At 66.3% G+C, this 23517-nt stretch carries 22 protein-coding genes, 1 tRNA gene and 1 pseudogene; 10 read left to right on the top strand and 14 right to left on the bottom strand.

Translation table 11 applies throughout. The features are described from left to right. Positions 1-139 precede the first annotated feature (139 nt). Genes H8F27_RS08440 through H8F27_RS08425 form a run of 4 tightly spaced genes read right to left on the bottom strand, consistent with a single transcriptional unit; the run spans position 140 to position 3795 of the window. Complete coding sequence (locus H8F27_RS08440; protein ID WP_197153158.1) at positions 140-1498, bottom strand: ABC transporter substrate-binding protein; 1359 nt, start codon at positions 1496-1498, stop codon at positions 140-142. A 4-nt stretch (positions 1499-1502) separates the two neighbouring features. Further along, positions 1503-2006, bottom strand: coding sequence for a rod shape-determining protein MreD (locus H8F27_RS08435; RefSeq protein WP_197153148.1), 504 nt, complete (start codon positions 2004-2006; stop codon positions 1503-1505). Beyond that, positions 2003-2743 carry a rod shape-determining protein MreC gene (mreC, locus tag H8F27_RS08430; RefSeq protein WP_197153146.1) on the bottom strand — a complete coding sequence of 247 codons (741 nt, stop codon included), beginning with the start codon at positions 2741-2743 and terminating at the stop codon, positions 2003-2005. Before mreC ends, H8F27_RS08435 begins: the two co-directional genes overlap by 4 nt. A gap of 5 nt (positions 2744-2748) precedes the next feature. Then, positions 2749-3795 carry a rod shape-determining protein gene (locus H8F27_RS08425; protein ID WP_197153144.1) on the bottom strand — a complete coding sequence of 349 codons (1047 nt, stop codon included), beginning with the start codon at positions 3793-3795 and terminating at the stop codon, positions 2749-2751. 126 nt (positions 3796-3921) lie between these two features. Between H8F27_RS08425 and H8F27_RS08420 the strand changes: the two genes are divergently transcribed. Continuing rightward, positions 3922-4320: a single-stranded DNA-binding protein gene (locus H8F27_RS08420; protein ID WP_197153142.1), complete on the top strand. Its 399-nt coding sequence runs from the start codon at positions 3922-3924 to the stop codon at positions 4318-4320. Between the two features lie 210 nt (positions 4321-4530). Here the strand turns inward: H8F27_RS08420 and ahcY are convergent, their stop codons facing one another. Continuing rightward, on the bottom strand, positions 4531-5958 hold the full coding sequence (ahcY, locus tag H8F27_RS08415; protein WP_197153141.1) for an adenosylhomocysteinase: 1428 nt from the start codon (positions 5956-5958) through the stop codon (positions 4531-4533). 120 nt (positions 5959-6078) lie between these two features. Here ahcY and tsaE point away from each other — a divergent pair, with 120 nt between their 5' ends. Next, entirely contained in the window at positions 6079-6558 is a 480-nt protein-coding gene (tsaE, locus tag H8F27_RS08410) for a tRNA (adenosine(37)-N6)-threonylcarbamoyltransferase complex ATPase subunit type 1 TsaE (protein ID WP_197153139.1), read from the top strand. Positions 6559-6586: 28 nt separating this feature from the next. On the opposite strand, the gene H8F27_RS08405 is transcribed toward tsaE, so the two are convergent. Beyond that, on the bottom strand, positions 6587-7579 hold the full coding sequence (locus H8F27_RS08405; RefSeq protein WP_370594504.1) for a carbohydrate kinase: 993 nt from the start codon (positions 7577-7579) through the stop codon (positions 6587-6589). Between the two features lie 21 nt (positions 7580-7600). Then, positions 7601-8062 (bottom strand): annotated as a pseudogene (mutT, locus tag H8F27_RS08400) (8-oxo-dGTP diphosphatase MutT); the annotation flags it as partial. Between the two features lie 307 nt (positions 8063-8369). Here mutT and H8F27_RS08395 point away from each other — a divergent pair. Further along, complete coding sequence (locus H8F27_RS08395) at positions 8370-8627, top strand: DeoR family transcriptional regulator (RefSeq protein WP_197153128.1); 258 nt, start codon at positions 8370-8372, stop codon at positions 8625-8627. Positions 8628-8644: 17 nt separating this feature from the next. Beyond that, the gene (locus tag H8F27_RS08390; RefSeq protein ID WP_197153126.1) at positions 8645-10408 is read left to right on the top strand and encodes a dihydroxyacetone kinase family protein; all 1764 of its coding nucleotides are present in this window, start codon (positions 8645-8647) and stop codon (positions 10406-10408) included. On the opposite strand, the gene H8F27_RS08385 is transcribed toward H8F27_RS08390, so the two are convergent. Continuing rightward, complete coding sequence (locus H8F27_RS08385; RefSeq protein WP_197153450.1) at positions 10355-11323, bottom strand: RpoD/SigA family RNA polymerase sigma factor; 969 nt, start codon at positions 11321-11323, stop codon at positions 10355-10357. The two genes, H8F27_RS08390 and H8F27_RS08385, sit on opposite strands and share 54 nt — an antisense overlap. 141 nt (positions 11324-11464) lie before the next feature. After that, on the bottom strand, positions 11465-12850 hold the full coding sequence (mgtE, locus tag H8F27_RS08380) for a magnesium transporter (protein ID WP_197153124.1): 1386 nt from the start codon (positions 12848-12850) through the stop codon (positions 11465-11467). An 86-nt stretch (positions 12851-12936) separates the two neighbouring features. On the opposite strand from mgtE, the gene H8F27_RS08375 reads away from it, so the two are divergent. Next, complete coding sequence (locus H8F27_RS08375) at positions 12937-13410, top strand: glutathione peroxidase (RefSeq protein WP_197153117.1); 474 nt, start codon at positions 12937-12939, stop codon at positions 13408-13410. A gap of 7 nt (positions 13411-13417) precedes the next feature. On the opposite strand, the gene H8F27_RS08370 is transcribed toward H8F27_RS08375, so the two are convergent. Beyond that, complete coding sequence (locus H8F27_RS08370; RefSeq protein WP_197153115.1) at positions 13418-13774, bottom strand: SH3 domain-containing protein; 357 nt, start codon at positions 13772-13774, stop codon at positions 13418-13420. A 4-nt stretch (positions 13775-13778) separates the two neighbouring features. Next, positions 13779-15737: a DNA topoisomerase (ATP-hydrolyzing) subunit B gene (gyrB, locus tag H8F27_RS08365; RefSeq protein WP_197153113.1), complete on the bottom strand. Its 1959-nt coding sequence runs from the start codon at positions 15735-15737 to the stop codon at positions 13779-13781. Positions 15738-15870: 133 nt separating this feature from the next. On the opposite strand from gyrB, the gene miaA reads away from it, so the two are divergent. The 3 genes from miaA (at position 15871) to H8F27_RS08350 (ending at position 18826) form a co-directional block, all read left to right on the top strand. Further along, the gene (miaA, locus tag H8F27_RS08360; RefSeq protein ID WP_370594483.1) at positions 15871-16803 is read left to right on the top strand and encodes a tRNA (adenosine(37)-N6)-dimethylallyltransferase MiaA; all 933 of its coding nucleotides are present in this window, start codon (positions 15871-15873) and stop codon (positions 16801-16803) included. A gap of 35 nt (positions 16804-16838) precedes the next feature. Beyond that, positions 16839-17408: a translation initiation factor IF-3 gene (infC, locus tag H8F27_RS08355; protein ID WP_197153109.1), complete on the top strand. Its 570-nt coding sequence runs from the start codon at positions 16839-16841 to the stop codon at positions 17406-17408. Positions 17409-17839: 431 nt separating this feature from the next. After that, the gene (locus tag H8F27_RS08350; protein ID WP_197153107.1) at positions 17840-18826 is read left to right on the top strand and encodes a GntR family transcriptional regulator; all 987 of its coding nucleotides are present in this window, start codon (positions 17840-17842) and stop codon (positions 18824-18826) included. Positions 18827-18844: 18 nt separating this feature from the next. On the opposite strand, the gene H8F27_RS08345 is transcribed toward H8F27_RS08350, so the two are convergent. Next, a tRNA-Gly gene (locus tag H8F27_RS08345) sits at positions 18845-18916 on the bottom strand. Here H8F27_RS08345 and cysE point away from each other — a divergent pair. Beyond that, the gene (gene cysE, locus H8F27_RS08340) at positions 18902-19759 is read left to right on the top strand and encodes a serine O-acetyltransferase (RefSeq protein ID WP_370594503.1); all 858 of its coding nucleotides are present in this window, start codon (positions 18902-18904) and stop codon (positions 19757-19759) included. The genes H8F27_RS08345 and cysE overlap by 15 nt on opposite strands. Here cysE and H8F27_RS08335 read toward each other — a convergent pair. After that, positions 19749-20150: a type II toxin-antitoxin system VapC family toxin gene (locus tag H8F27_RS08335; RefSeq protein ID WP_197153103.1), complete on the bottom strand. Its 402-nt coding sequence runs from the start codon at positions 20148-20150 to the stop codon at positions 19749-19751. The genes cysE and H8F27_RS08335 overlap by 11 nt on opposite strands. 11 nt (positions 20151-20161) lie before the next feature. After that, positions 20162-20431, bottom strand: coding sequence for a type II toxin-antitoxin system VapB family antitoxin (locus H8F27_RS08330; RefSeq protein ID WP_197153101.1), 270 nt, complete (start codon positions 20429-20431; stop codon positions 20162-20164). Positions 20432-20656: 225 nt separating this feature from the next. Here H8F27_RS08330 and secA point away from each other — a divergent pair, with 225 nt between their 5' ends. Next, positions 20657-23443, top strand: a complete 2787-nt coding sequence (secA, locus tag H8F27_RS08325) for a preprotein translocase subunit SecA (protein ID WP_197153099.1) — start codon at positions 20657-20659, stop codon at positions 23441-23443. Positions 23444-23517: the final 74 nt, after the last annotated feature.

Here is a 23517-nt window from a genome sequence, read left to right as displayed (position 1 = left end):
GGCAAAGCGCCGAGATGAAGAATCGCAACCATACCCCTAGGCGCGTCCCCCGGTCATCCCCAAGAACCCCGCCCCTGGAGCCACTCTGACCACTTTTAAGGATTTCTACAGAAACAGACAGAACCTGGAAACCCTGATATCAGCCCCAGCGGGCCCGGGCGTAGCGGTTCCACTCATCGGCAGCCGTGGCCAGGGCGGCATCACTGTCCACCTGGCCCAGCATGGCCCGCTGCAGCTGGGTGTAGACGATCGCCTGCAGCCGTTTCACCCCTGGGCTGGCCGGCACCAGCACCCTGGCCCGCCGCAGGGTCTGGGCCGAGAGCAACCGGGCCCGCAGCACCAGGGAATCCTGGCCATTCGGCTGGGCAGCAGCCCCCGCTGGGCCAAGGGCAGCCTCCAGCGAGGCCTCCAGCTGCTGGAGCGCCACCTGGTTGGAGGGCAGCACCCTGGCCTGCTCGGCAAAGGCCAGCTGGTTGGGGCCGTTGGTGAGAAAGAGGGCGAAGCGGGTCGCCTCCGCCGCCAGGGCGCTCTGCCTGGGCACGACCAGGTTCATCACGGCCACGTTGGCCTCACCGCCGGCCCCGCTGAGTGGCACGTAGGGAGCCGTCACGGCGGCGATCCCCGGGGCGTTGGTCTGCAGGTTGCGCAGAAAATCGGGGCCGGTCGCCACCTGGGCCAGGTCACCCGATTGGTAGAGCTCAATCGCCCGCCGGTAGCCCTGGCTCACCACCTCGCGGGGCAGCAGGCCGCGCCGGTAGAGGTCGCTCCAGAAGGCGAAAGCACGCCGACCGGCCGGGCTGTTGAATGCGGCCCGCTGCTGCCCGTCGAGCAGTTGCACCCCCATCTGCACCAGGATTTCCAGCAACTCGGCGGAGTCGTCGGGCACGACGGTGACAAACAGGGCGTAGCGGCCGGTGCGACGGCGAACCGCCTCCGCATAGGCCGGCACCCCACTCCATTGGAGGGGCGGGGCCCCGTAGCCGGCGCGCTCCAACAGCCGGCGATTGGCCATGCTGATTCGGGCGGTCAGATACCAGGGGATGGCGAACTGCTCGGCCGAAGCCCCTACCCCCTGGCGCCCCGCCTCCCAGATCGCTGGCAGGTAGGCCCCGGCGGCTCCGGCGGGCAACACCTCGGTGAGATCCCGCAGCCCCCCCTTGCTGGCCAGGTTGGCAGCGAAGGGGGGGTTGAGATTGACCAGGTCAGGGGCGGTGCGGGCGAAGACCGCAGCCAGCAACTTGCGTTCCACCGAGCTCCAGGGCACGTCAGTCCAGCGCACCCGGATGCCGGGGTTCTGGCCCTCCCAGGCCGCAATCAGCCCCAGCACATAGGCGTTGAACTTGGGGGCCAAATCCAGGGTCCAGAAATTGAGCACCCGCCCGTCAGCTCCCCCGGGGCCGGGCCGAGCGCAGCTGCCCAAGCTCGCCGCCAGCAGGGCCGTTCCACTGCCCGCGCCGAGCAGTTCCAGAAATCGACGCCGGCCCAGCTCGCCTCCCATCAGCTCAGCTTCGCCCCCCCAGGGTCTGGCGCCGCCAGAGCAGCAGCTGGAGAGAACACAGAGGTGGTGCCAAAAGGGCCGTCAGCAGGGTCTGGGCCAGCCAGGTGTGCAGGGCGGGCAACAGGGGCCAGCCACCCGCCAGCAGGCTCTGCAGGAGCAGGCTGCCCCCCACCAGGGCCGCGCCGATCAGGGCCAGCAGGCCAAGGCTGAAACTGCGCTCGATCGGCGGGCCAAGGCGCCCCATCCGGCCCCACCACCAGCCCAACAGGGCCAGGGCTGGAATCTCACTGATCGGGCCCAGATGCAGGCCGTCGAGCACCAGACCCAACCCCAGGCCGGCCAGGGCGCCGGACAGGGGGCCATCCACCAGCGCCCAGGGCAGGAGCCACAACACAGCCCAGGCTGGCGCCACCCCGGCGAGTTTCAACGGACCCGGCGAAGCCAGCACCAGCCAGGGCACCAGCAGGGCCGTGGCCAGGCACCATCGGTGGCGGGTCAGCTGACTCACTGCACCAGCACCTGCACCCAGTCGACCGCATCCAGCGGGGCACTGAGCTGCACCACCGCATCGGTGGCCGGCACCGCCCGCTCATCGACAGATTGGATCACCCCGACGGTGAGGTTGGGCGGCACCAGGGTGCTGGCCGGCGAGGTGACCACCACATCGCCTGGACGCACGCCGGGATCCTTCTCCAGAAAGCGCAGCAAGGGCCGGCTGGTGCCGATCCCCGTAAGCAGGCCGTGGCTCTGGATGCGGCCCACCCAGACCCCCACGCGGCTGCCCGGATCGGTGAGCAGGGCCACCGTTGCCGTGCTGGGGGTGACACTGGCCACCCGGCCGATCAGGCCCCCTGGTGCGGTCACGCTCATGCCTGGGCGGACGCCCTGCAGGGCGCCGCTACCGATCACCAGCTGCTGCCACCAGCCCCCGGGTTGGCGGGAGATCACCGGCGCCGACACCATGCCCTTGCCGCCTGTCTGCAGCCGCAACAGCGAGCGCAGCCGGCGATTGTCCAGCTCCAGCTGGCTGAGCCTGGTTTGGCTGTTGAGAATCTCGGCACTGCGCAGCCACTCCCCCTGGGCGCTGCCAGGCCAGAAGGGCCGACTCAGCAAGGCGTAGGCGTCGACAAAGCCAGCCCCCTTACTGAGCCTCACGGCCAACAGGGCCAGCAACAGCAGCACCCAGGGCCAGGCCTGAAGAATCCCCCCCAGGGCGGGGAGGCGTTGCCGGCGGCCTGGCGGCATGGAGCTCAGACGGTCTGGCGTGCGAAATCAGGGGTATCGAGCACGCGCTCCAGCCGCTTGTAATCCTCAAGCACGATGCCGCAGCCATTGACCACGCAGAGCAGGGGGTCCTCGGCCACATGGGTGAGGATGCCGGTCTCGTGGCTGATCAGGTCAGTGATGCCCCGCACCTGGGCACCACCGCCGGCCAACATGATGCCCCGATCGACGATGTCGGCGGCCAGCTCGGGCGGGGTGCGCTCCAGGGTGCGTTTGACCGCCTCGACGATCACGTTGAGGGGTTCGGCCATCGCCTCGCGGATGTCGCCGGCGCGCACGTTGATGGTGCGGGGTAGGCCGGAGAGCAGGTGCAGCCCACGCACATCCATCGAGGTGCTGTCGTGGGGGTCGTCGGGGAAGGCGGAGCCGATGCGGATTTTGATGTCCTCGGCGGTGCGCTCACCGACCACCAGGTTGTGCACCTTCTTGAGGTAGACGCCAATCGACTCGCTGAGCTCATCTCCAGCGACCCGCACCGACTCGCTGATCACGGTGCCGCCCAGGCTCAACACCGCCACTTCGGTGGTGCCGCCGCCGATATCGACGATCATGGTGCCCACCGGATCGGTTACGGGCAGGCCCGCACCGATGGCCGCCGCCACGGGTTCGTCGATCAGATGCACCTCCCGGGCGCCAGCGAGACCGGCTTCGCGCACGGCCCGACGCTCCACGCCGGTAACGCCACTGGGGATGCCGATCACCAGGCGGGGAGCCATGATCCCGCGGCCTTCGTTCGCCTTGAAGATGAAGGTCTTGATCATCTGCTCGGCCGCGTCAAAGTCGGCGATCACCCCATCTCGCAGCGGCCGCACGGCCCGGATGTTGCCCGGGGTACGGCCCAGCATCAACTTGGCCTCATTGCCCACCGCCAGGGGCACGCCACGCTCGAGATCCATGGCCACCACGGAGGGCTCCTGGAGCACGATCCCCTTGCCTGACACGAAGATCAACGTGTTGGCCGTGCCCAGATCAATGCCGATGTCCCGCGAAAATCGAAACCGACGAAAAAACACGGACGTCCGCCTGCAAGGGCTGAATCATAGGGGGGTGTTACAGACGGCCCAAACGGTGGAACTGATGAAAGGTGGCAGCCCAACCGGGTGCCCCATCATTGACTCAACAACACAGGAGACAGCGCCATGGGCGTCAATTCAATAACCCTCGTCGGCCGGGCCGGCCGCGACCCGGAAGTTCGCTACTTCGAATCGGGCAGCGTGGTGGCCAACCTCACCCTGGCCGTGAACCGCCGCAGTTCCGGAGACGAACCCGACTGGTTCAACCTGGAAATCTGGGGCAAGCAGGCCCAGGTAGCCGCCGACTACGTCCGCAAGGGAGCCCTGGTGGGCATCATCGGCAGCTTCAAGCTGGACCGCTGGACTGACCGGGCCAGCGGCGAGGAGCGCACCAAACCCGTGATCCGCGTCGACCGCCTGGAGCTGCTGGGATCCAAGCGGGACGCCGAAAATGGCGGTGGCATGGCTGGAAGTGGCTCCAGCTTTGGCGGCGGCGCCCCCAGCGAAGAGGAAGTGCCCTTCTGATCAGGCACCCCCGGGGGCGCCTGAGGCCCCCAAGCCAACAAAAAGCCCCCGTCGGAACTCCAGCGAGGGCTCTGCTTAGTTCAATAGCCCAAAAGCGAACTAGGCCCGCTCCCAAATCGCCTGGCCCGGTTAGGAGTTGACCAAAGCCCGCTGTTCGCACGCAGTGCGGGCGGGCGTGGTCAACCCCCAAATGGGCAAGACCTGGGGGGCTTAGTAGCGGTAGTGCTCGAGCTTGTAGGGCCCTTGCACCGGCACGTTGATGTAGGCGGCCTGCTCGGCGCTGAGCTCGGTGAGCTTGACGCCGATCTTCTCGAGGTGCAGCCGCGCCACCATCTCATCGAGATGCTTGGGCAGCACATACACCTGCTTGTCGTACTGGGCACCCTTGGTGAACAGTTCGATCTGGGCCAGCACCTGGTTGGTGAACGAGTTGCTCATCACGAAGCTGGGGTGGCCGGTGGCGCAGCCCAGGTTCACCAGCCGCCCTTCAGCCAGCAGGATGATCTTGTTGCCTGAGGGCAGCAGGATGTGATCAACCTGGGGCTTGATGTTGTCCCAGGGGTACTGCTTGAGCGAAGCCACGTCGATCTCGTTGTCGAAGTGGCCGATGTTGCAGACGATCGCCTGATCCTTCATCTGGATCAGGTGCTCGTGGGTGATCACCTTGAAGTTGCCGGTGGCGGTTACGAAGATGTCCACATCGCCCACCACGTCGTCGAGCCGCACGACGCGATAGCCCTCCATGGCGGCCTGCAGGGCGCAGATCGGATCGATTTCGGCGATCATCACGGTGGCCCCCAAGCCCCGCAGCGACTGGGCCGAACCCTTACCCACATCGCCGTAGCCCATCACCAGGGCCACCTTGCCGGCCACCATTACATCGGTGGCGCGCTTGATGCTGTCCACCAGGGATTCCCGGCAGCCGTAAAGGTTGTCAAACTTGCTCTTGGTAACCGAGTCGTTGACGTTGATCGCAGGGAAAGGCAGTTCGCCGGCCTTCTGCATCTGGTAAAGGCGGGCCACACCGGTGGTGGTCTCCTCGGTGACGCCCTGGATGTTGGCGTAGATGCGGGAATAGAAGCCGCTCTGGGCTGCCAGCTTCTGGCGAATCGAGTTGAAGAGGGCCGTTTCCTCTTCGTTGGAGGGGTTATCGAGCACCGAGGGATCGCTCTCGGCCTTGGCACCGAGCACCACCAGGCCGGTGGCATCGCCGCCGTCATCGAGGATCATGTTGGGCGTGCCGCCATCGCCCCACTCGAGGATGCGGTGGGTAAAGGCCCAATATTCATCAAGGGTTTCGCCCTTGTAGGCGAACACCGGCACATTGGCAGCAGCGATGGCCGCTGCGGCGTGATCCTGGGTGGAGAAGATGTTGCAGCTGGCCCAGCGCACCTCAGCGCCGAGGGCCACCAGGGTTTCGATCAGAACGGCGGTCTGGATCGTCATGTGCAGGGAGCCGGCAATGCGCGCTCCCTTGAGGGGCTGCTCAGCACCGTATTTGGCGCGCAGAGCCATCAGGCCGGGCATCTCGGTTTCGGCGATCGCAATCTCCTTGCGGCCGAAATCAGCCAGGCCGAGATCGGCAATCACATAGGTGTTGGTGCTCTGCAGTGCAGGAGCCGCGGGGGTAGCCACCATGGGTTTTTACTGGGTGTACTGCTCGCTCCCGACTGGGAGGGCGTGGTTTGGAAATATCTGCGGAGACGCCGAGGCTTCGGGCTCGCTATCGACCAATCTACAGCTATGTAATCAATTGCTGTGAGCCTTTACCTCGCCGACGCCGCCGCCACCTTGGCCTTCGGCCGGCAGCTGGCATCCCGGCTGCCCCCCACCAGCACCCTGCTATTGCACGGCGACCTGGGGGCCGGCAAAACCTGCCTAGTGCAGGGCCTGGCCGCCGGCCTGGGCATCGACGAACCGATCACCAGCCCCACCTTTGCCCTGGCCCAGCACTACCGGCTGGCGGGCATCAGGGGCCCAGCTGGTGGTGCAACTGGCGACGCAGCAGGTGGCGGGCTAGTGCACCTCGATCTCTACCGGCTGGACCTACCCGCCGCCGCCGATGAACTCTTCGCCCAGGAGGAGGAGGAGGCGCGCGCCCTAGGCGCCCTGCTGGCGGTGGAGTGGCCCGAGCGACTCAGCGGCCTACCTGCCAATTGCTGGCAGGTGCACCTCAACCTGGCCGACCCCCACAACCCCGATGCAGGGCGCCGGCTCGAGTTGAGCGCACCAACTTGAGCGCGCTGCCCAAGGCAGCCGATCCGCCTCAGACGCGGTGGGCGAGGAAGGCCTGCACCGTGCCGGAACTGGGCTGGGGATCAATGGCGCCGGCACCCTGGCAGACCAGGGCACCGCAGGCACTGGCAAAGCGCAAAAGCTGCCCCGGCTGGCTGCACAACGGATCGTGCAACAGGCCATGCAGCAGGCCAGCCGTGAAGGCATCGCCAGCACCGGTGCTATCGACCACCGGCACCCGGAAGGCGGACAGCTCTCCGCTGCGGCCGGCGAAGCACCAACGCAACGGCGCCCCGCCGTCGGTAACCACCACATCCGGGTGCTGCGGCAGGGCGGCGCGCACCACGGCGGGGTCGGCGCTGCCAAACAGCCAGCGGGCCTCCTCGGCAGCGCACTTGACCAGGGCGGCCTGCCGCAGCAGCGGCTCCATGGCGGTGATCTGGGCCGCAGAGGGCCCACTGGCGGGATCGGCGGCCGGATCCCAGAAGGTGGGGCGCCAATTGACATCGAGGGCCAGGGCCACGCCGGCCGCCGCGGCCTGACGGCAGGCGAGCCCCAGGGCTGATGCCGCGAAGGGCGACGCGAGCGCAATGGTGCCCACCAGCAACCAGCGCGCCGTCGCCAGCAGGGGCCCGAGTGCGGTAGCTAGCTCGGTGGTGTCGAACGCCTGATCCGCAAAGCCAGACCCACCGTCGCCGGCAAAACCGCCAAAATATCTTTCACCCTCCCCATCGCGCCGCACCAACACAATGCGGCTGGGATGGGCCCCATCCCACTGGAGGGCTCTGGTATCTACCCCCCGCTCGGCAAATAGCTCAGCAAACGCCTGGCCGATGCCATCCCGGCCCAGCCGCCCCAGAAAAGCTGTCGGGGTGCCGAGCCGGGCCAGGGCGCAGGCCACATTGGCGGGAGCCCCGCCGAGGCGGTCATCCCATGGGGAATCGATGGCCGGATCGCCGCCAAGGGGACCTAGACGATCCACCAGGGCCTCCCCCAGACACAGCACCTGGGGCGGCGACGCCAGGAAGGACATGGGCATGGGCATTCAGTTCACCCCAAGCTGGAGCCGCTCCAGCAGGGCGGCAATGATCCGCCCATTGGCCGCCGGAAAGGGGTATTGGCCCAGCTGCTCGGGCCGCACCCAGCGCACCTGCTGGGAGGCCAGGGGCTGGGGCGCCCCCGAGCGCCAGGTGCAGAGGTGCACCACGAAGCGCAGCCGCTTGGGGCCGTAGGCGTGCTCGATCACGACCAGCTCCTCGCCCACCTCCACCGCGATCGCCAGCTCCTCCTCCAGCTCGCGGCGAATGGTTTCGGCGATCGGCTCGCTGGGCTCCTGCTTGCCGCCGGGGAATTCCCACAGCCCACCCAGCAGGCCCTCATTGAGGCGCTGGTCGATCAGCACCTCGCCGCCTGGGTTGAGCACCACGCCCACGCCGATCACCTGGAACGGCACGGTGCGGGAGGCGTCCTTCACGGAGAAGCGAGCGGGATCACCGGCAGCGTAGGCAAGGAACGAAGTCAAATCATCTTCTAATTTGAAGCAAGTTTGAAGTTCAAAGAACTTTGCCCAGCCGGCTGCCCCGCAGGCCGCACGGCAAGGGCGCTCTTTTACTGGGCGATGCTCCATCAGGGCTACTGGTTATTTGAATTCATCTCGATCTCCTCGGGGATCAACAAGGCCCGGGGACAGTACGAGCTTTCAATCCTGCTCAGCGAGAGCGACGACAACGACCTCACCTATTTCCTGCTGGCCCAGGTGAAGGTGATCCAGCAGGCCATCGGCAGCCTGCACACCTATCTGGAGCGCAAGGCCCATGAGCTGGGCACCCTGCAGCAGCGGCTCCCTGCTGCGGCATGCGCTGAGCCATTCGGGCTTCCGCTATGCGGTGCTCTGCCACCAGAACAGCCATGGTGTCAGCCATCAGACCGCCCGCAGCGATCTGCAGAAGCTGGCATCCCGGGGGCTGCTACTTCCGGGCAAGGGTGGACGCCGAGAAATCTTTCGGGTGCCGGAGGATCTGCCGGCGCGGCTGGACGACCTTCCAGCGCCCCATTCCTTTGGGGCTCAATAGCTGAATAACCTTGGGCCATGGGCTACCTACCGACCGATCCCGCCAACTTCGCCAGCGAGGCCATCGACGGCTTCGCGGCGGCCTACCCCAGGCATGTGCGCCGCATCGATGGCGGGGTGATGAGGCTGGCCCCGATTCCCAGCGACCAGGTGGGCGTGGTGGTGGGCGGCGGCTCCGGCCACTATCCGGCCTTTGCCGGCCTGGTGGGCCGGGGCCTGGCCGCCGGGGCCGTGTGCGGCAACATCTTTGCCTCGCCCTCGGCCGGCCAGGTGGTGCGGGTGGGATCGGCCGTGGAGCGCGGCGCGGGCCTGCTGCTGACCTTCGGCAACTACGCCGGAGATGTGCTGCACTTCACGCTCGGAGCTGAGCGACTGCGCCGCCAGGGGATCGACGTGCGCATCGTGACCGTCACCGATGACATCGCCAGTGCCCCCATCGACCAGCAGGAGTTGCGGCGCGGCATCGCCGGTGGCCTGGCGGTGTACAAGGTGGCCGGCGCCGCCGCCGAAGCCGGCCTGCCCCTCGATGAGGTGGAACGGCTCGCCCGCAAGGCCAACGGGCGCACCCGCTCGCTGGGCGTGGCCTTCAGTGGCTGCACCCTGCCGGGAGCGGACCAGCCGTTGTTTGAGGTCCCCAGCGGCCGCATGGCCATCGGCATGGGGCTCCACGGCGAGCCCGGCCTGAGCGAGGGGCCCCTCACCGAGGCCGGCCCCCTGGCGGCACTGCTTGTGGAGCGGCTGCTGGCCGAACGGCCGGCGGATGTGCCCGAAGACCAGCAACGGCTGGTGGTGCTGGTGAACGGGCTGGGCTGCTTCAAGTACGAAGAGCTGTTCGTGCTCTTCGGGGCGGTGAACCGGGAGCTGCAAGGCAGGGGTGTGGTGATGGCCGACTGTGAATGCGGCGAACTGGTCACCAGCCTCGACATGGCCGGGGTTTCGCTCAGCTTCTTCTGGCTGGATGGGGAGCTTGAAGGCTTCTGGAACGCCGCCGCCGACAGCGCCGCCTACCGGCGCGGCCAGCTGGCCGCCGAGTCGGATGGCCCCCAGCAGCCGGCGACCCAACGGCCCGAGCCGGAACTCCCCTCTGAGCCCCCTACACAGCCCGCCCCCCTGACGCCCGAGCAGGAGGCGCTGCTGGCGCGGTTCAAAGCCGTGGAGGAGGAACTGCAAGAGCGGGTCGAGGAACTCGGGGGCCTCGATGCCGTGGCGGGCGATGGGGACCATGGCCTGGGGATGCTGCGGGGCATTCGAGGAGCCCGGGAGAGCGCCATCGGCGCCTGCGGGCGCGGGTGCGGCCCCGGGGAGGCGCTGATGGAAGCGGGCGAGGCCTGGTCAGACCACGGTGGCGGCACCTCCGGAGCCCTGTGGGGCGGTGCCCTGCTGGCGGCGGGCCAATCCCTAGCCCAGGCGACGGAGATCGGGCCCAACGACGTAGCCGCAGCCTTTGGGGCCGCCCTGCAGGCCGTGATCGACCTGGGCCAGGCGGCACCGGGCGACAAAACCATGCTCGACGCCCTCCAGCCCTTCTGCCTGCAGCTCCGGGCCGACCTGGATGAGGGCCTGGATCTAGCTCAGGCCCTGCAGAACGCCGCAAACACCAGCCTGGCGGCAGCCACCGCCACCGCGGATCTGCTGCCGCAGCGGGGGCGGGCCCGCCCCCATGGCCAGCGCAGCCTGGGCCATCCGGACCCAGGGGCCATGTCGCTGGCCTACTGCCTGCTGGCGGCCTCAGCCGGCTACGTAGGCCTCCACGGCGTCGCTGATCCGGCGCAGGCCAGCTAGGCCGTCGCGCTCCAGGTTGCGCACCCGGTCGCGGCTGATGCCGAGGATGCGGCCAATGCCGGTGAGGCTCATGGGCTCGCCGCCCTCGGGATTGTCGGCGCAGGGGATGCCGTAGCGCATCTTCAGAACGCGGCCCTGCAGTTCCGGCAGCTGCTCCAGCAGGGCCCGCAGGTCGCCCTTGAGGCACTCCCCATCCACCCGCTCCTCGGGCAGTTCGCCATCGCCTGCCAGCAGGTCGATCAATTCGGTGTCATCGCCGTCGCCCACCTTGGTCTCCAGGCTCACCGGCTGGCGTGCCCGGCAGAGCAGGTCTTTGACCTCCTCCTCCGGCAGCTCCACCGCTTCTGCCAGCTCGGTCACCGTTGGGGTGCGACCCAGCAGCTGGCTCAGCTCCCGCTGGCCCTTCTTGAGCTTGTTGAGGGTTTCGGTGATGTGGATCGGCAGCCGAATCGTGCGGCTCTTCTCGGCAATCGCCCGGGTGATGCCCTGGCGAATCCACCAGTAGGCATAGGTTGAAAACTTGTAGCCCCGGGTGGGATCAAACTTCTCGACGCCCCGCACCAGGCCGATCGTGCCCTCCTGGATCAGATCCAGCAGCTCCATGTTGCGGCGGGTGTACTTCTTGGCCACGCTCACCACCAGCCGCAGGTTGGCCGCCACCATCCGCTCCTTAGCCCGGCGGCCCGCCTGCAGACGCTTCTTGAGCAGGGGTGCACTCAGGCCGGCTGCCTGGGCCAGCTCGGCCTGGCTGGGCTTGGCGCCCAGGCGGCTTTCCAGCTCCAGTTCCATTTCCTCGAGGGCGACCAACTCCTGCACCTGGCGGCCCAGGGTGATCTCCTGCTCGTGGCTCAGCAGCGGCACCCGGCCGATGTCACGCAGGTAGCTGCGCACCAGATCGCCATCGACCTGGGGCATGGACCGGGCGGGTTTGTCCGCGGAGGCGCTGCCCGTAGGGGCAGCGGCAGGGGCGGCGGTAGCGACGACCACGGCGACACGGCTTTGAAGATGTGTAAAGCCTAACCTAAAGAAGTGTGAACGTCTCTCAGAAAACTCGGGTCAGGCTGGAGACGCCACCCGCAGCAGCAGCCAGGAGGCGAGCTGCAGGTAGATGAACACCCCGGCCACATCCGTGATGGTGGCGATGAACGGGGCCGACATCAGGGCCGGATCCAGGCCCAGGCGATCAAACAGCAGGGGCAGGGCGGCTCCGGCAGTGGCGGCCAGGGTGGTGATCACCACCAGGCTGAGGCCGGCGGCCGTGGCCACGCCCCAGCTGCCGGCCACATAGGCGGCCCAGGGCACCACCGCCAGCACCATCAGCAGGCCCAGCAGCGCCCCGGCCACCGCTTCTCGCCAGATCGCCCGCCAGGCCCCCATCGCCTGGAGCCGCTGGGTGCTCAGGCCGCGGATCACCACGGTGGAGCTCTGGGCACCGACGTTGCCACCGGTGCCGATCAACAGGGGGATGAAGGCCGCCAGCACCACCACCTGCTTGAGCACCAACTCCTGGGAGGCGATCACGGCCGAGGTGCCGCTGTTGGCGACCAGCAGCACCAGCAGCCACACCACCCGGCGGCGGGCCACGGTGAACAGGTTGCTCTGGAAGTAATCGTCTTCGTCGCCGGCCTGCACGGCGCCGGCGGCGTAGAGGTCGCGGGTGGCCTCCTGCTCGATCACGTCGATCACGTCGTCCACGGTGACGATCCCCACCAGCCGCTGCTCCCGATCGACCACCGGCACGGCCAGGAAGTCGTAGCGCTGGATGGCGCGGGCCACCTCCTCCTGGTTGGTGTCGGTGTCGACGCTCACCACCTCGCGGGTCATCACATCGCCGATGCGGGCCTCCGGATCGGCCGTCACCAGATCCCGCAGCGAAAGGATGCCGGTGAGATGGCGGGAGCCGTCGGTGACGTAGAGGGAATAGATGGTTTCGGTGTCGCGGGCGCGGCGGCGCACGATCGCCAGGGCCTGGGCAGCGCTGTGGAACTCCTTGAGGTCAACGAATTCGGTGGTCATCAGCCGGCCCGCCGTCTCCGCCTCATAGCCCAGTAGTTGGGCTGTAATCCGCCGTTCCGCCGGGCTTAGTTCGGCCAGCAGGCGCCGCACCACCTTGGCCGGCAATTCATCAAAAAGCCGCACCCGGTCATCGGGGGACATCTCCTCCACCAGCTCCAGCACCTCGCCGGAGCGCAACCGCTCCAGCAGGGTCTGCTGCACCGCCGCATCGAGGTATTCGTAGACCTCAATGGCCTCATCCTTGGGCAGCAGCCGAAAGGCCAGGGCCTGCAGGGTGCGCGGCAGGCTGCCGATCGCCTCGGCCGCATCCACCTCCTGCACGGGGCCGAGCAGCAACTTGGCACCGTCGTAGTTGCCAGCCTCCAGCAGGGATTCCAGCTGCTGGGCGACCACCTCAGCCACCTGTATCCCGTTGGCCTCGCCCATGGCCCCGAGACGCCGCAGTGCTGAGTTTATGGGTCCTGCCCGCCGGAGGCTCGCTAGGGTCCGATTACTTCGATACTCCAGCACCGATGGCGATCTCAGTGAGCAAGGTGACCGTGCGCGACGCCAAGGGCGGCGAGCGCAGCCTGGGGGACTGGGCCGGGAAGGTGCTGCTGATCGTGAATGTGGCCAGCCGCTGCGGCTTCACCCGCCAATACGCCGGCCTGCAGAAGCTGGAGGACAGTTATGGACCCCAGGGTTTTGCCGTGCTCGGTTTCCCCTGCAACGACTTCGGCGCCCAGGAGCCGGGCAGCCTCACCGAGATCGAACAGTTCTGCTCCACCACCTATGGCGCCAATTTCACCCTGTTTGACAAGGTGACCATGGCCGAAGAGCCCTACACCAGCCTCAGCCAGGCCGAACCTGCCGGGGCGGTGGCCTGGAACTTCGAGAAGTTTCTGATCGGCAAGGACGGCGCCGTGCTGGCTCGCTTCAAGAGCAACGTGGAGCCCGATTCGGCTGAACTGAAGGCCGCCATCGAAGCTGCCCTGGCGGCTGCCTGAGCTCCCTTCAGGATTCGGCCTCAATCAACCAGCCCCGACGGGAGCCGCCGAGGGCCAAAGCCCCCGCCAGGCCAGGAGCCAGCTCCACCTGGAGCCAGCTTTGCCCCCCGGCCTCACACCAGCGCCGCAGCGGGCGCAGGGCCTCGCCGGAGTAGGCGATGGCGATCACGGGCGCCTGGCGCCGGGGTGAGCAGCGCAGGGCAACTGCCGCTGCGGCGGTTAGGGTCTCACTGGCACGCTGACGGCGCCGCAGCTCCGGCACCCGCAGTTCAGCGCCGCCGGCAGGCAAACAGGCAGGGCCTAGCAGGGCAAAGCCCAGCAGCATCAGGGTGCGCAGGCTGACCAGCGACGGGAGACTTGCCAAAACTTCAAATATCCAGCTGGGCTAAATCAAGCGTGGCGCTATGGGCCTCGATGAATTCCCGCCGCGGGGCCACCTTGTCGCCCATCAGGATCGTGAAGATGCGATCGGCCTCCAGGGCATCCTCAATTTCGACGCGCTTCATCATGCGGGTGGAGGGATCCATGGTGGTTTCCCAGAGCTGCTTGGGCATCATTTCGCCCAGGCCCTTGAAGCGCTGGATCGCATAATTGGCCTTCTCTCCAAAGGATTCGATTGTCTTTTTAAGGTCGGTTTCGTTGTAGCAATAGGAGTGGTTCTTGCCCCGCTCTACCTTATAAAGCGGCGGGCAGGCGATGTAGATATAGCCACCCTCCACCAGGGCTCTCTGGTAGCGGAAGAAGAAGGTGAGGATCAAGGTGCGGATGTGGGCGCCATCCACATCTGCGTCGGTCATGATCACGATCCGGTGGTAGCGAAGATTCTTCTCGTCAAAGTCTTCGCCCTTGATGCCCAGGCCAAGCCCGGTTATCAGGGCCTGGATCTCGGTGTTCTTATAGATCTTGGCGTCATCGGTTTTCTCAATGTTGAGAATTTTGCCCCGCAGGGGCAGGATCGCCTGGAAGCGCCGGTCCCGGCCCTGCTTGGCAGAGCCGCCAGCGGAATCGCCCTCAACGATGTAGATCTCCGATTCAGCCGGATCGCGGGAACTGCAATCGGCAAGCTTGCCGGGCAGGGTGGAGCTCTCGAGCACGCTCTTGCGGCGCACCAGCTCCCGGGCCCGGCGGGCCGCCTCAGCAGCATTGAAGGCCTGAATAGCCTTTTCAAGGATCAGGTCGATCACCCCTGGGTTGAATTCCAGGTATTCGCCCAGGGCTTCCCCCACCAGGGTGTCAACGATGCCGCGCACCTCGGTATTGCCGAGTTTGGTTTTAGTCTGCCCCTCGAATTCCGGATCGGGCACCTTCACCGAAAGCACGGCGGTCAGGCCCTCGCGGATATTTTCCCCGGCCAGGTTGCTGTCGGCGTCTTTGCGCTTGCCGCGCTTTTTGGCGAAGCTGTTGAGGGTGCGGGTAAGCACCGTTTTGAGGCCCTCGATGTGGGTGCCCCCGTCGACGGTGCGGATGTTGTTGGCAAACCCGAGGATGCTGTCGGAGTAGGCATCCACACACCACTGCAGGGCGGCTTCCACCTGCACGCCTTCCTTCTCGCGGTTGACATAGATGATTTCGGGATGGAGCGGATCCTTCCCAGCGTTCATATAGGCGACGTATTCCTTGATGCCGCCTTCGTAAAAGTAGATCTCCTCATGGGGCTCGCCAGCGGCATTTAGGGCGGCGGCGCGGTCGTCGCGGAAAACGATCCGCACGCCGCCGTTGAGGTAGGCCAGCTCCCGCAGACGAGAAGAGAGGGTCTGGTAGTCGAATTCGATGCCGGTGGAGAAAATCTGGTGATCCGGCTTGAAGCACACCGAGGTGCCGGTGCGGCCCGTCTCACCGGGGGCAGACTTAAGAATGCCGATCGGCGCGCCGCGCTCGAAGCGCTGGGTGTGCACCTGGTCTTGCCGGTGGACCGTGACCTCCACCCACTCGGAGAGGGCGTTGACCACCGACACGCCCACCCCGTGCAGGCCGCCGGACACCTTGTAACCGCCGGAGCCGAACTTGCCGCCGGCGTGCAACACGGTGAGCACCGTCTCCAGGGCGCTCTTGCCGGTGCGGGGATGGATGTCGGTGGGGATGCCGCGGCCGTTGTCGGTGACGGAGCAGGAGCCGTCGTCGTTGAGCACCAGCAGGATCTGGTCGCAGTGGCCCGCCAGGGCCTCATCGACGGCGTTGTCGACCACCTCGTAAACCAGGTGATGCAGACCCCTGGGACCGGTGGAGCCGATATACATGCCCGGCCGCTTGCGCACCGGCTCCAGTCCCTCGAGAACCTGGATCTGCTCGGCCCCATAGGCGGCCTGAACTTTGCTGGTGTCGCTCATGCAGGAAGGTCTCCCCAGGGATTCGGCACAGGACGGAGAAATCCCGGGGCAAGTAAGACGCAAACGGGCTCAAAAGCCCATTACGAGGCCCAATTTACCACCGCCAACCCGGCTGGACACCCCCTGCCAAGGTATGGCCATGGCCCCCAACCAGCCGCTGGTGATTGTGTTGCTCGGCCCCACGGCCAGCGGCAAGACCGACCTGGCGATCGCCCTGGCAAGGGCCCTGGATCTGGCGGTGTTGAACGTGGATTCGCGCCAGCTCTACCGCCAGATGGATGTGGGCACCGCCAAGCCCACCGCCGCCCAGCGGGCCCAGGCCCGCCACGAGCTGCTGGATCTGCGCGATCCAGACCAACCGCTCAACCTGCAGGAATTCCGCGCCATCGCCGAGGCCCAGCTCAACGCCGAACTGGCCCGCAAGCCCCTGGCGCTCTTGGCGGGGGGCAGCGGCCTCTACCTGCAGGCAATCACCCAGGGTATGAATCCCCCCGCCGTACCGCCCCAACCCCAGCTGCGCGCCCAGCTGGCAGCCCTCGGCCAGCCCCTCTGCCACCAGCTGCTGCGCCAGGGCGACCCGGTGGCCGCCGGTCGCATCGCGGCCACCGATGCGGTGCGCACCCAGCGGGCCCTGGAGGTGCTCTATGCCACGGGCAGGCCCCTTTCCGAGCAGCAGGGGGCCACGCCGCCGCCCTGGCGGCTGCTCGAGCTGGGCCTGAACCCAGCCAACCTGGAGGCCCGCATCGCCGAGCGCACCAGGGCCCTATACGGGCAGGGATTGGTGGCTGAAACCGAAGCCCTGATCGGGCGCTACGGGCCGGAGCTGCCCCTCCTCGACACGATCGGCTACGCCGAGGCCCGCCAGCTCCTGGCGGGCACTCTCACCGCAGCGGAGGCCGGAGCCCTCACCCAGCTGCGCACCCGCCAATTCGCCAAAAGACAGCGCACCTGGTTCCGCCGCCGCCACCGGCCCTGCTGGCTGGGGGGGGAGGGTGAGGCTGAGGGTGAGGGTGAGGCAGCCCTGCTCAAACAAGCCCTGCAGGAGGTCGAGCGCGGTCTAGGGTGAAGCGTTAGCGATTTCGCGATCCTTCACACCCCTGAATGCCTCCACGTCCCCGTTTTGACCGCCGTGCTCCCGTGCGGGAGCTGCCCAATATCAACGATCGCATCAGCTACCCCAACCTGAGGGTGGTTGACGCGGATGGCAGTCAACTGGGGGTGATCAGCCGCGAAGCGGCCCTGGAGGTGGCAAAAGACCGGGAGCTGGATCTGGTGCTGGTGAGCGAGAAGGCAGATCCGCCGGTGTGCCGGATCATGGATTACGGCAAATTTAAGTTTGAGCAGGAAAAAAAGGCCAAGGAGGCCAAGAAGAAGTCACACCAAACCGAAGTCAAAGAAGTGAAGATGCGCTACAAGATCGACTCCCACGACTACCAGGTGCGAATCGGTCAGGCCCAGCGCTTTCTCAAGGACGGCGACAAGGTCAAGTGCACCGTGATTTTCCGCGGCCGCGAAATCCAGCACACCGCCCTGGCCGAGGTGTTGCTGATGCGGATGGCCAAAGATCTGGAAAACAACGCTGAGGTGCAGCAGCCCCCCAAACGGGAAGGTCGCAACATGATCATGTTCCTCAGCCCCCGCAAAACCGCCGCCCCGAAGGCTGCGGGCTGAAGCAGGCTGCGGGCTGAAGTTGCCCGCCTAGAGCGCTTGGGCAAACAGCTCCCTCGCCAATGCGCAGGGGCGGTGCAGCAGAAGATCGCCAGGGCCGCGTAACCGTGCCCCGCCAGGCGCGCAGCTGGGGAGAGAGAGGTGCTGCCAACCGGCCTCAACAGGCCTTGAGGGCTTTGGGGGCTTTGGAGAGCTGCAGTGGATTTGGATATGGGAGGTCGAACGTCGGGCTGTGGGGAGTGTTAGGGAGTTTGTACAGCTGTACAATTACCTAGAGCGTCGCGCCACACACCGCGACTGCCACTGCCACCGCGCCCCAGGCACAACCGGCCGACCAGAAGCAAACCGGCACACGCGCGTATGCCAAAGAAGGCATTGTCCCCTGGACTGGGGCTCCGTAAGGTGGCCAGTAGCCCAATTGGCTGAACCCCGGCGTGCGATTTCACATTCAGCAGGAAAGCGATATTCCGGCATCAACGCAGCTCTACAACCAGATCTGCTTCGCCATTGCGGCTCGCCACTACCCACCGGGGCATCGATTGCCAAGCACGCGGCAGCTGGCCATGCAGACAGGCCTGCACCGCAACACGATCAGCAAGGTCTACCGCCAGCTGGAAAACGACGGCGTGGTGGAAGCGATGGCAGGCTCGGGCATCTACGTGCGCGACCAGCAGAAACCCCGGGAGATCAAGCCCCTGGTAGGGCCCCGCGGCCGGGCCCTACCCGATATCGACCGCCAGGTGCGCCAGAGCGTCGACGAACTGCTCAATGGCGGCTGCACCCTGCAACAGACCCGCGATCTGCTCACCCGCGAGATTGACTGGCGGCTGCGCTGCGGCGCCCGGGTGCTGGTCAGCACCCCCCAGGAAGACCTGGGCGCCTCCCACCTGATCGCCGAGGAGCTCACTCCCAACCTGGAGGTGCCCGTGGAGGTGGTGCCGATGGAGGAGCTGGCGGCCGTGTTGACCGAATCCAACAACGGCACGGTGGTGACCAGCCGCTACTTCCTCCAACCGGTTGAGGCGATCGCCAAGCTCCATGGGGTGCGGGCCGTAGCGGTGGATCTCAACGATTTCCGCCAGGAACTCGACCTGCTCAAGGAGCTGCGCCAGGGCAGCTGCGTGGGCCTGGTGAGCATCAGCCCGGGCATCCTGCGCGCCGCCGAGGTGATCCTGCACAGCATGCGCGGCAATGACCTGCTGGTGATGACCGCCAACCCCGACACGGGCAGTCGCCTGCTCGCCCTGCTACGGGCCGCCAGCCACGTGCTCTGCGATCGGCCCAGCCTGCCGCTGGTGGAGCAGAGCCTGCGCCAAAACCGGGCCCAGCTGATTCGGATGCCCATTGTTCACTGCGCCCAGAGCTACCTGGGCAGCGCCACCATCGATTCCCTGCGCAAGGAAATAGGACTGCTGGCCTGAATCAACTGGCCTAGATCAAGCGGATGAAGAGATTCGAACTCTCGACCCTCTCCTTGGCAAGGAGATGCTCTACCACTGAGCTACATCCGCAACCGTCGAACGGGTCGACGGGTTGATCATGCCCGAAGGGGTGCCCCACGGTCAAACCCCCACCGACTCCGGCAGGATGGCGCCATGCTCAAGGCACTGCAGGCCGACCTGGCGATCATCAAACAGCGCGATCCGGCGGCCCGCGGCACGCTGGAAATTCTGCTCTGCTACCCGGGCCTGCACGCCCTGACGCTGCATCGCTTCAGCCATTGGCTGTGGGGCAGCCACCTGCCGCTGCTGCCCTTGATGGCGCGGCTGCTCAGCCAGCTGGGGCGCCTGGTGACAGGCATTGAGATCCACCCGGGGGCCCGGATCGGCCATGGCGTGTTCATCGACCACGGCATGGGAGTGGTGGTGGGTGAAACGGCGGTGATTGGCAACCGCTGCCTCCTGTATCAGGGCGTTACCCTGGGAGGGACCGGCAAGGCCCACGGCAAGCGCCACCCCAGCCTGGAGGAGAACGTGGTGGTGGGGGCCGGCGCCAAGGTGCTGGGGGCGATCACCGTGGGCACCAACACCCGCATCGGCGCCGGCTCGGTGCTGCTGCGCGACGTGGCGGCCAACAGCACGGTGGTGGGCATCCCCGGCCGGGTGATCCACCAGAGCGGCGTGCGCATCGACCCCCTGGCCCACTCAGCCCTGCCAGACACGGAAGCGAATGTGATCCGCAACCTGATGGAGCGCATCGACGTGCTGGAAACCGAGCTGACCCGCACCCAGGCCTGCCTGCGGGAGCTGGCGGCCGGGCGACCCGTGCTGGAAGCCTGCACCGGAGCCGCCCAAAACCTCAAAGACCGCGAAATCCTGGAGTTCCTCGGCGACAACCCTGGCATCACCAGCTGAGGGCGACCTTCACTTCAGTGCGGGCAAAGTCGTCGCCCTTGAACAGCAGCGGCAGGTCGAGGGCCATGGCCAGGCCATAACTGAAGCAATCGCCCAGGTTGAGGCCCGCCCGATGGCGACCCTTGCCGTAGTGGCGCCAGCCGTGGAGGGCCCAGTGGAGATGGTGTTGATCAAACGGCACGACTTGGACGCCCAGGGAGAAGAGCAACTGTTCGACCTCACTGTCTGCAATCCCATGGCGCGAACACTCGGAAACCAAGCCGAGCTCGACGCGCGACGCCGCGCTGAGATGCACAACCGAAGCCTCAGCCGCCACTTCAAGCAGCGATTCTGCCTCTGCCTCCTGCAGCAGCAGGGCCATCAGAGCCGAGGGGTCGATCACGAGTTCCATCACCAGCTTCCTCATTTCGGCAAGCCCCGATCGTCGTAAAGGGCGTCCTGAAGCTCCTTACTAGTGCGGCCTTGCCACTCAGGCCGAGCACTGAAGCGCGCACAGATGGCCCGAACCGCTGCTTTTTTAGCCTCAACGGCACGGGGGGCCTCAGGACTGGAGGAGCGGGCCAACTCCGCCCGCAGGGCTTGGCGCACGGCATCGGTGACGGTGGTGGAACGGCGGGCCGCCAGCTCACGGGCCATGGCGTGCACCTGCGGATCCTTGATGTTCATGCCCATCGCCACTCACGCCCCCTCAGGGAACCGGGTAGAAATCAACCCTAATTCTACCCATACCCATATTTCGGCCAAGATGGAACCCACCCCTGCCCGCACCACTCCGCGATCTGCTGCGCCAGAAGCTGGTGGATAGCTAGCCGCCATCGGCATGCGCCGCAGCGGCAAAACTTCGCGGCTGTGGTAGCCGCCCGGTAATATGACGGTTGTGCTGGCCAGTCCGCATCAATGCTCAAGCTCCTGCTGGGTGATCCCAATGCCCGCAAGCTGAAGCGCTACCAGCCGATCGTTTCCGACATCAACCTGCTAGAGGAGGAGATCGCCCCCCTCTCAGACGACGAGCTGCGGGGACTCACCGCTGAATTCCGCCAGAAGCTGGAGCAGGTGGCCGGCCATGCGGCCAAGGAGCGGGCCCTGCTCGATGAGCTGCTGCCCCAGGCCTTTGCGGTGGTGCGCGAGGCGGGCAAGCGAGTGCTGGGCATGCGCCACTTCGATGTGCAGCTGATCGGCGGCATGGTGCTGCACAACGGTCAGATCGCCGAGATGAAAACCGGCGAGGGCAAAACCCTGGTGGCCACCCTGCCGGCCTACCTCAACGCCCTCACCGGCCGGGGCGTGCACGTGGTGACCGTGAACGACTACCTGGCCCGGCGCGACGCCGAGTGGATGGGCCAGGTGCACCGCTTCCTGGGCCTCTCGGTGGGCCTGATCCAGCAGGACATGACGCCCGCTACCCGCAGGGCCAACTACGCCTGCGACATCACCTATGCCACCAACAGCGAGCTGGGCTTCGACTACCTGCGCGACAACATGGCCAGCGACATCGCCGAAGTGGTGCAGCGCTCGCCCAACTTCTGCGTGATCGACGAGGTGGACTCGATCCTGATCGATGAGGCCCGCACCCCCCTGATCATCTCCGGCCAGATCGAGCGCCCCCAGGAGAAATATCGGCGCGCTGCCGAGGTGGCCGCCCTGCTCGAGCGCGCCGCCGAAATGGGTAAGGACGGCATCGATCCCGAGGGCGACTACGAAGTCGATGAGAAGCAGCGCAACGTGACCCTCACCGACGAAGGCTATGCCAAGGCCGAACAACTGCTGGGGGTGAGCGATCTGTTCAACCCGGAAGATCCCTGGGCCCACTTCATCGGCAATGCCCTCAAAGCCAAGGAGATGTTCGCCAAGGACGTCAACTACATCGTGCGCAATGGCGATGCGGTCATCGTCGATGAATTCACCGGCCGGGTGATGCCAGGTCGCCGCTGGAGTGACGGCCTGCACCAGGCGATCGAGGCCAAAGAAGAGCTGGAGATCCAGCCCGAAACCCAAACCCTCGCCTCAATCACCTACCAGAACTTCTTCCTGCTCTACCCGCGCCTGGCCGGCATGACCGGCACCGCCAAAACAGAAGAAGTGGAATTCGAGAAAACCTATAAACTCGAAGTCACAATCGTGCCCACCAACCGCAGCCGCTCCCGCTCGGACTGGACTGATCAGGTATACAAAACCGAAACGGCCAAGTGGCGCGCCGTGGCGCTGGAAACCGCCGAGGTACACAAGGGCGGCCGGCCGGTGCTGGTGGGCACCACCAGCGTGGAGAAATCCGAGCTGCTCAGCGCCCTGCTGGCGGAGCAGGAGATCCCCCACAACCTGCTCAATGCCAAGCCCGAAAACGTGGAGCGGGAGGCCGAAATCGTGGCCCAGGCTGGCCGCTCCGGCGCCGTGACCATCGCCACCAACATGGCCGGTCGCGGCACCGACATCATCCTGGGGGGCAACAGCGACTACATGGCCCGGCTCAAGCTGCGCGAAGTGCTGCTGCCCAAGCTGGTGCGACCTGAAAACGAGCACCGGCCAATCCCCTCGGCGAAGGCCGCCCGCGAAGCCCGCAGCCTGGGCAGCCTCTACCCCTGCAGCCTCTCGCAGGCAACTGAACTGGCCCTCACCGAGCTCAGCAAGCAGCTGGTGGCGGCCTGGGGCGATCGCCAGCTCACGGTGCTGGAACTGGAAGACCGCATCGCCCAGGCGGCCGAGAAGGCCCCCAGCGACGATGGCCAGATCCAGGCCTTGCGGGAACTGATCGCCGAGGTCAAGGGCGAATACGACAGCGTGGTCAAGCAGGACGAGCAGCAGGTGCGCGAAGCCGGCGGCCTGCATGTGATCGGCACCGAGCGGCATGAATCCCGCCGGGTGGACAACCAGCTGCGCGGCCGCGCCGGCCGCCAGGGCGACCCGGGCTCCACCCGCTTCTTCCTGTCGCTGGAAGACAACCTGCTGCGTATCTTCGGCGGCGATCGCGTCGCCGGGCTGATGAATGCGTTCCGGGTGGAGGAGGACATGCCGATCGAGTCGGGCATGCTCACCCGCTCGCTGGAAGGGGCCCAGAAGAAGGTGGAAACCTATTACTACGACATCCGTAAGCAGGTGTTTGAATACGACGAGGTGATGAACAACCAGCGCAAAGCGGTTTATACGGAGCGCCGCCGCGTGCTGGAAGGGCGGGAGCTCAAGGCCCAGGTGATCGGCTATGGCGAGCGCACGGTAGAAGACATTGTGGAGGCATATGTGAATCCAGAGCTGCCACCAGAGGAGTGGGATCTCAGCCGGCTGGTGGAAAAAACCAAGGAGTTCATCTACCTGTTGGAGGATCTCACCCCCGACCAGCTACAGGGCCTGGGGGTGGAAGAGCTCAAGGCCTTCCTGCAGGAGCAGCTGCGCAATGCCTACGACATCAAGGAGGGCCAGGTTGGGCAGCAGCGGCCGGGGCTGATGCGCGAAGCGGAGCGCTACTTCATCCTCCAGCAAATCGACACCCTCTGGCGTGAGCACCTGCAGGCAATGGACGCCCTGCGGGAATCGGTGGGCCTGCGCGGCTATGGCCAGAAGGATCCGCTGATCGAATACAAAAACGAGGGCTACGACATGTTCCTGGAGATGATGACCCAGATGCGCCGCAACGTGATCTATTCGATGTTCATGTTCCAGCCGGCGCCGGCGCCCCAGGGAGCTACCGCCTGAAGGTGGCGCTGGCGGATGGGATGCGGCGAGTGGCCTCAGCTGTCCGCCCTGAAGAGCTCCCTGCTCCCTGGTTC

It is taken from the genome of Synechococcus sp. CBW1108, assembly GCF_015840335.1.
Taxonomy (GTDB): domain Bacteria; phylum Cyanobacteriota; class Cyanobacteriia; order PCC-6307; family Cyanobiaceae; genus Cyanobium_A.
The sequence above is the reverse complement of the archived record's forward strand: the minus strand, read 5'-3'. Positions and strand labels throughout refer to the sequence as shown.

Coding starts and splice junctions, on each gene's coding strand:
- H8F27_RS08440 (WP_197153158.1), bottom strand. CDS start 1,498: ATGGGAGGCGAGCTGGGCCGGCGTCGATTTCTGGAACTGCTCGGCGCG.
- mreC (WP_197153146.1), bottom strand. CDS start 2,743: ATGCCGCCAGGCCGCCGGCAACGCCTCCCCGCCCTGGGGGGGATTCTT.
- H8F27_RS08420 (WP_197153142.1), top strand. CDS start 3,922: ATGGGCGTCAATTCAATAACCCTCGTCGGCCGGGCCGGCCGCGACCCG.
- ahcY (WP_197153141.1), bottom strand. CDS start 5,958: ATGGTGGCTACCCCCGCGGCTCCTGCACTGCAGAGCACCAACACCTAT.
- H8F27_RS08395 (WP_197153128.1), top strand. CDS start 8,370: ATGAGCTGGGCACCCTGCAGCAGCGGCTCCCTGCTGCGGCATGCGCTG.
- H8F27_RS08390 (WP_197153126.1), top strand. CDS start 8,645: ATGGGCTACCTACCGACCGATCCCGCCAACTTCGCCAGCGAGGCCATC.
- H8F27_RS08385 (WP_197153450.1), bottom strand. CDS start 11,323: ATGCCCCAGGTCGATGGCGATCTGGTGCGCAGCTACCTGCGTGACATC.
- mgtE (WP_197153124.1), bottom strand. CDS start 12,850: ATGGGCGAGGCCAACGGGATACAGGTGGCTGAGGTGGTCGCCCAGCAG.
- H8F27_RS08375 (WP_197153117.1), top strand. CDS start 12,937: ATGGCGATCTCAGTGAGCAAGGTGACCGTGCGCGACGCCAAGGGCGGC.
- gyrB (WP_197153113.1), bottom strand. CDS start 15,737: ATGAGCGACACCAGCAAAGTTCAGGCCGCCTATGGGGCCGAGCAGATC.
- miaA (WP_370594483.1), top strand. CDS start 15,871: ATGGCCATGGCCCCCAACCAGCCGCTGGTGATTGTGTTGCTCGGCCCC.
- infC (WP_197153109.1), top strand. CDS start 16,839: ATGCCTCCACGTCCCCGTTTTGACCGCCGTGCTCCCGTGCGGGAGCTG.
- H8F27_RS08335 (WP_197153103.1), bottom strand. CDS start 20,150: ATGGAACTCGTGATCGACCCCTCGGCTCTGATGGCCCTGCTGCTGCAG.
- H8F27_RS08330 (WP_197153101.1), bottom strand. CDS start 20,431: ATGGGCATGAACATCAAGGATCCGCAGGTGCACGCCATGGCCCGTGAG.
- secA (WP_197153099.1), top strand. CDS start 20,657: ATGCTCAAGCTCCTGCTGGGTGATCCCAATGCCCGCAAGCTGAAGCGC.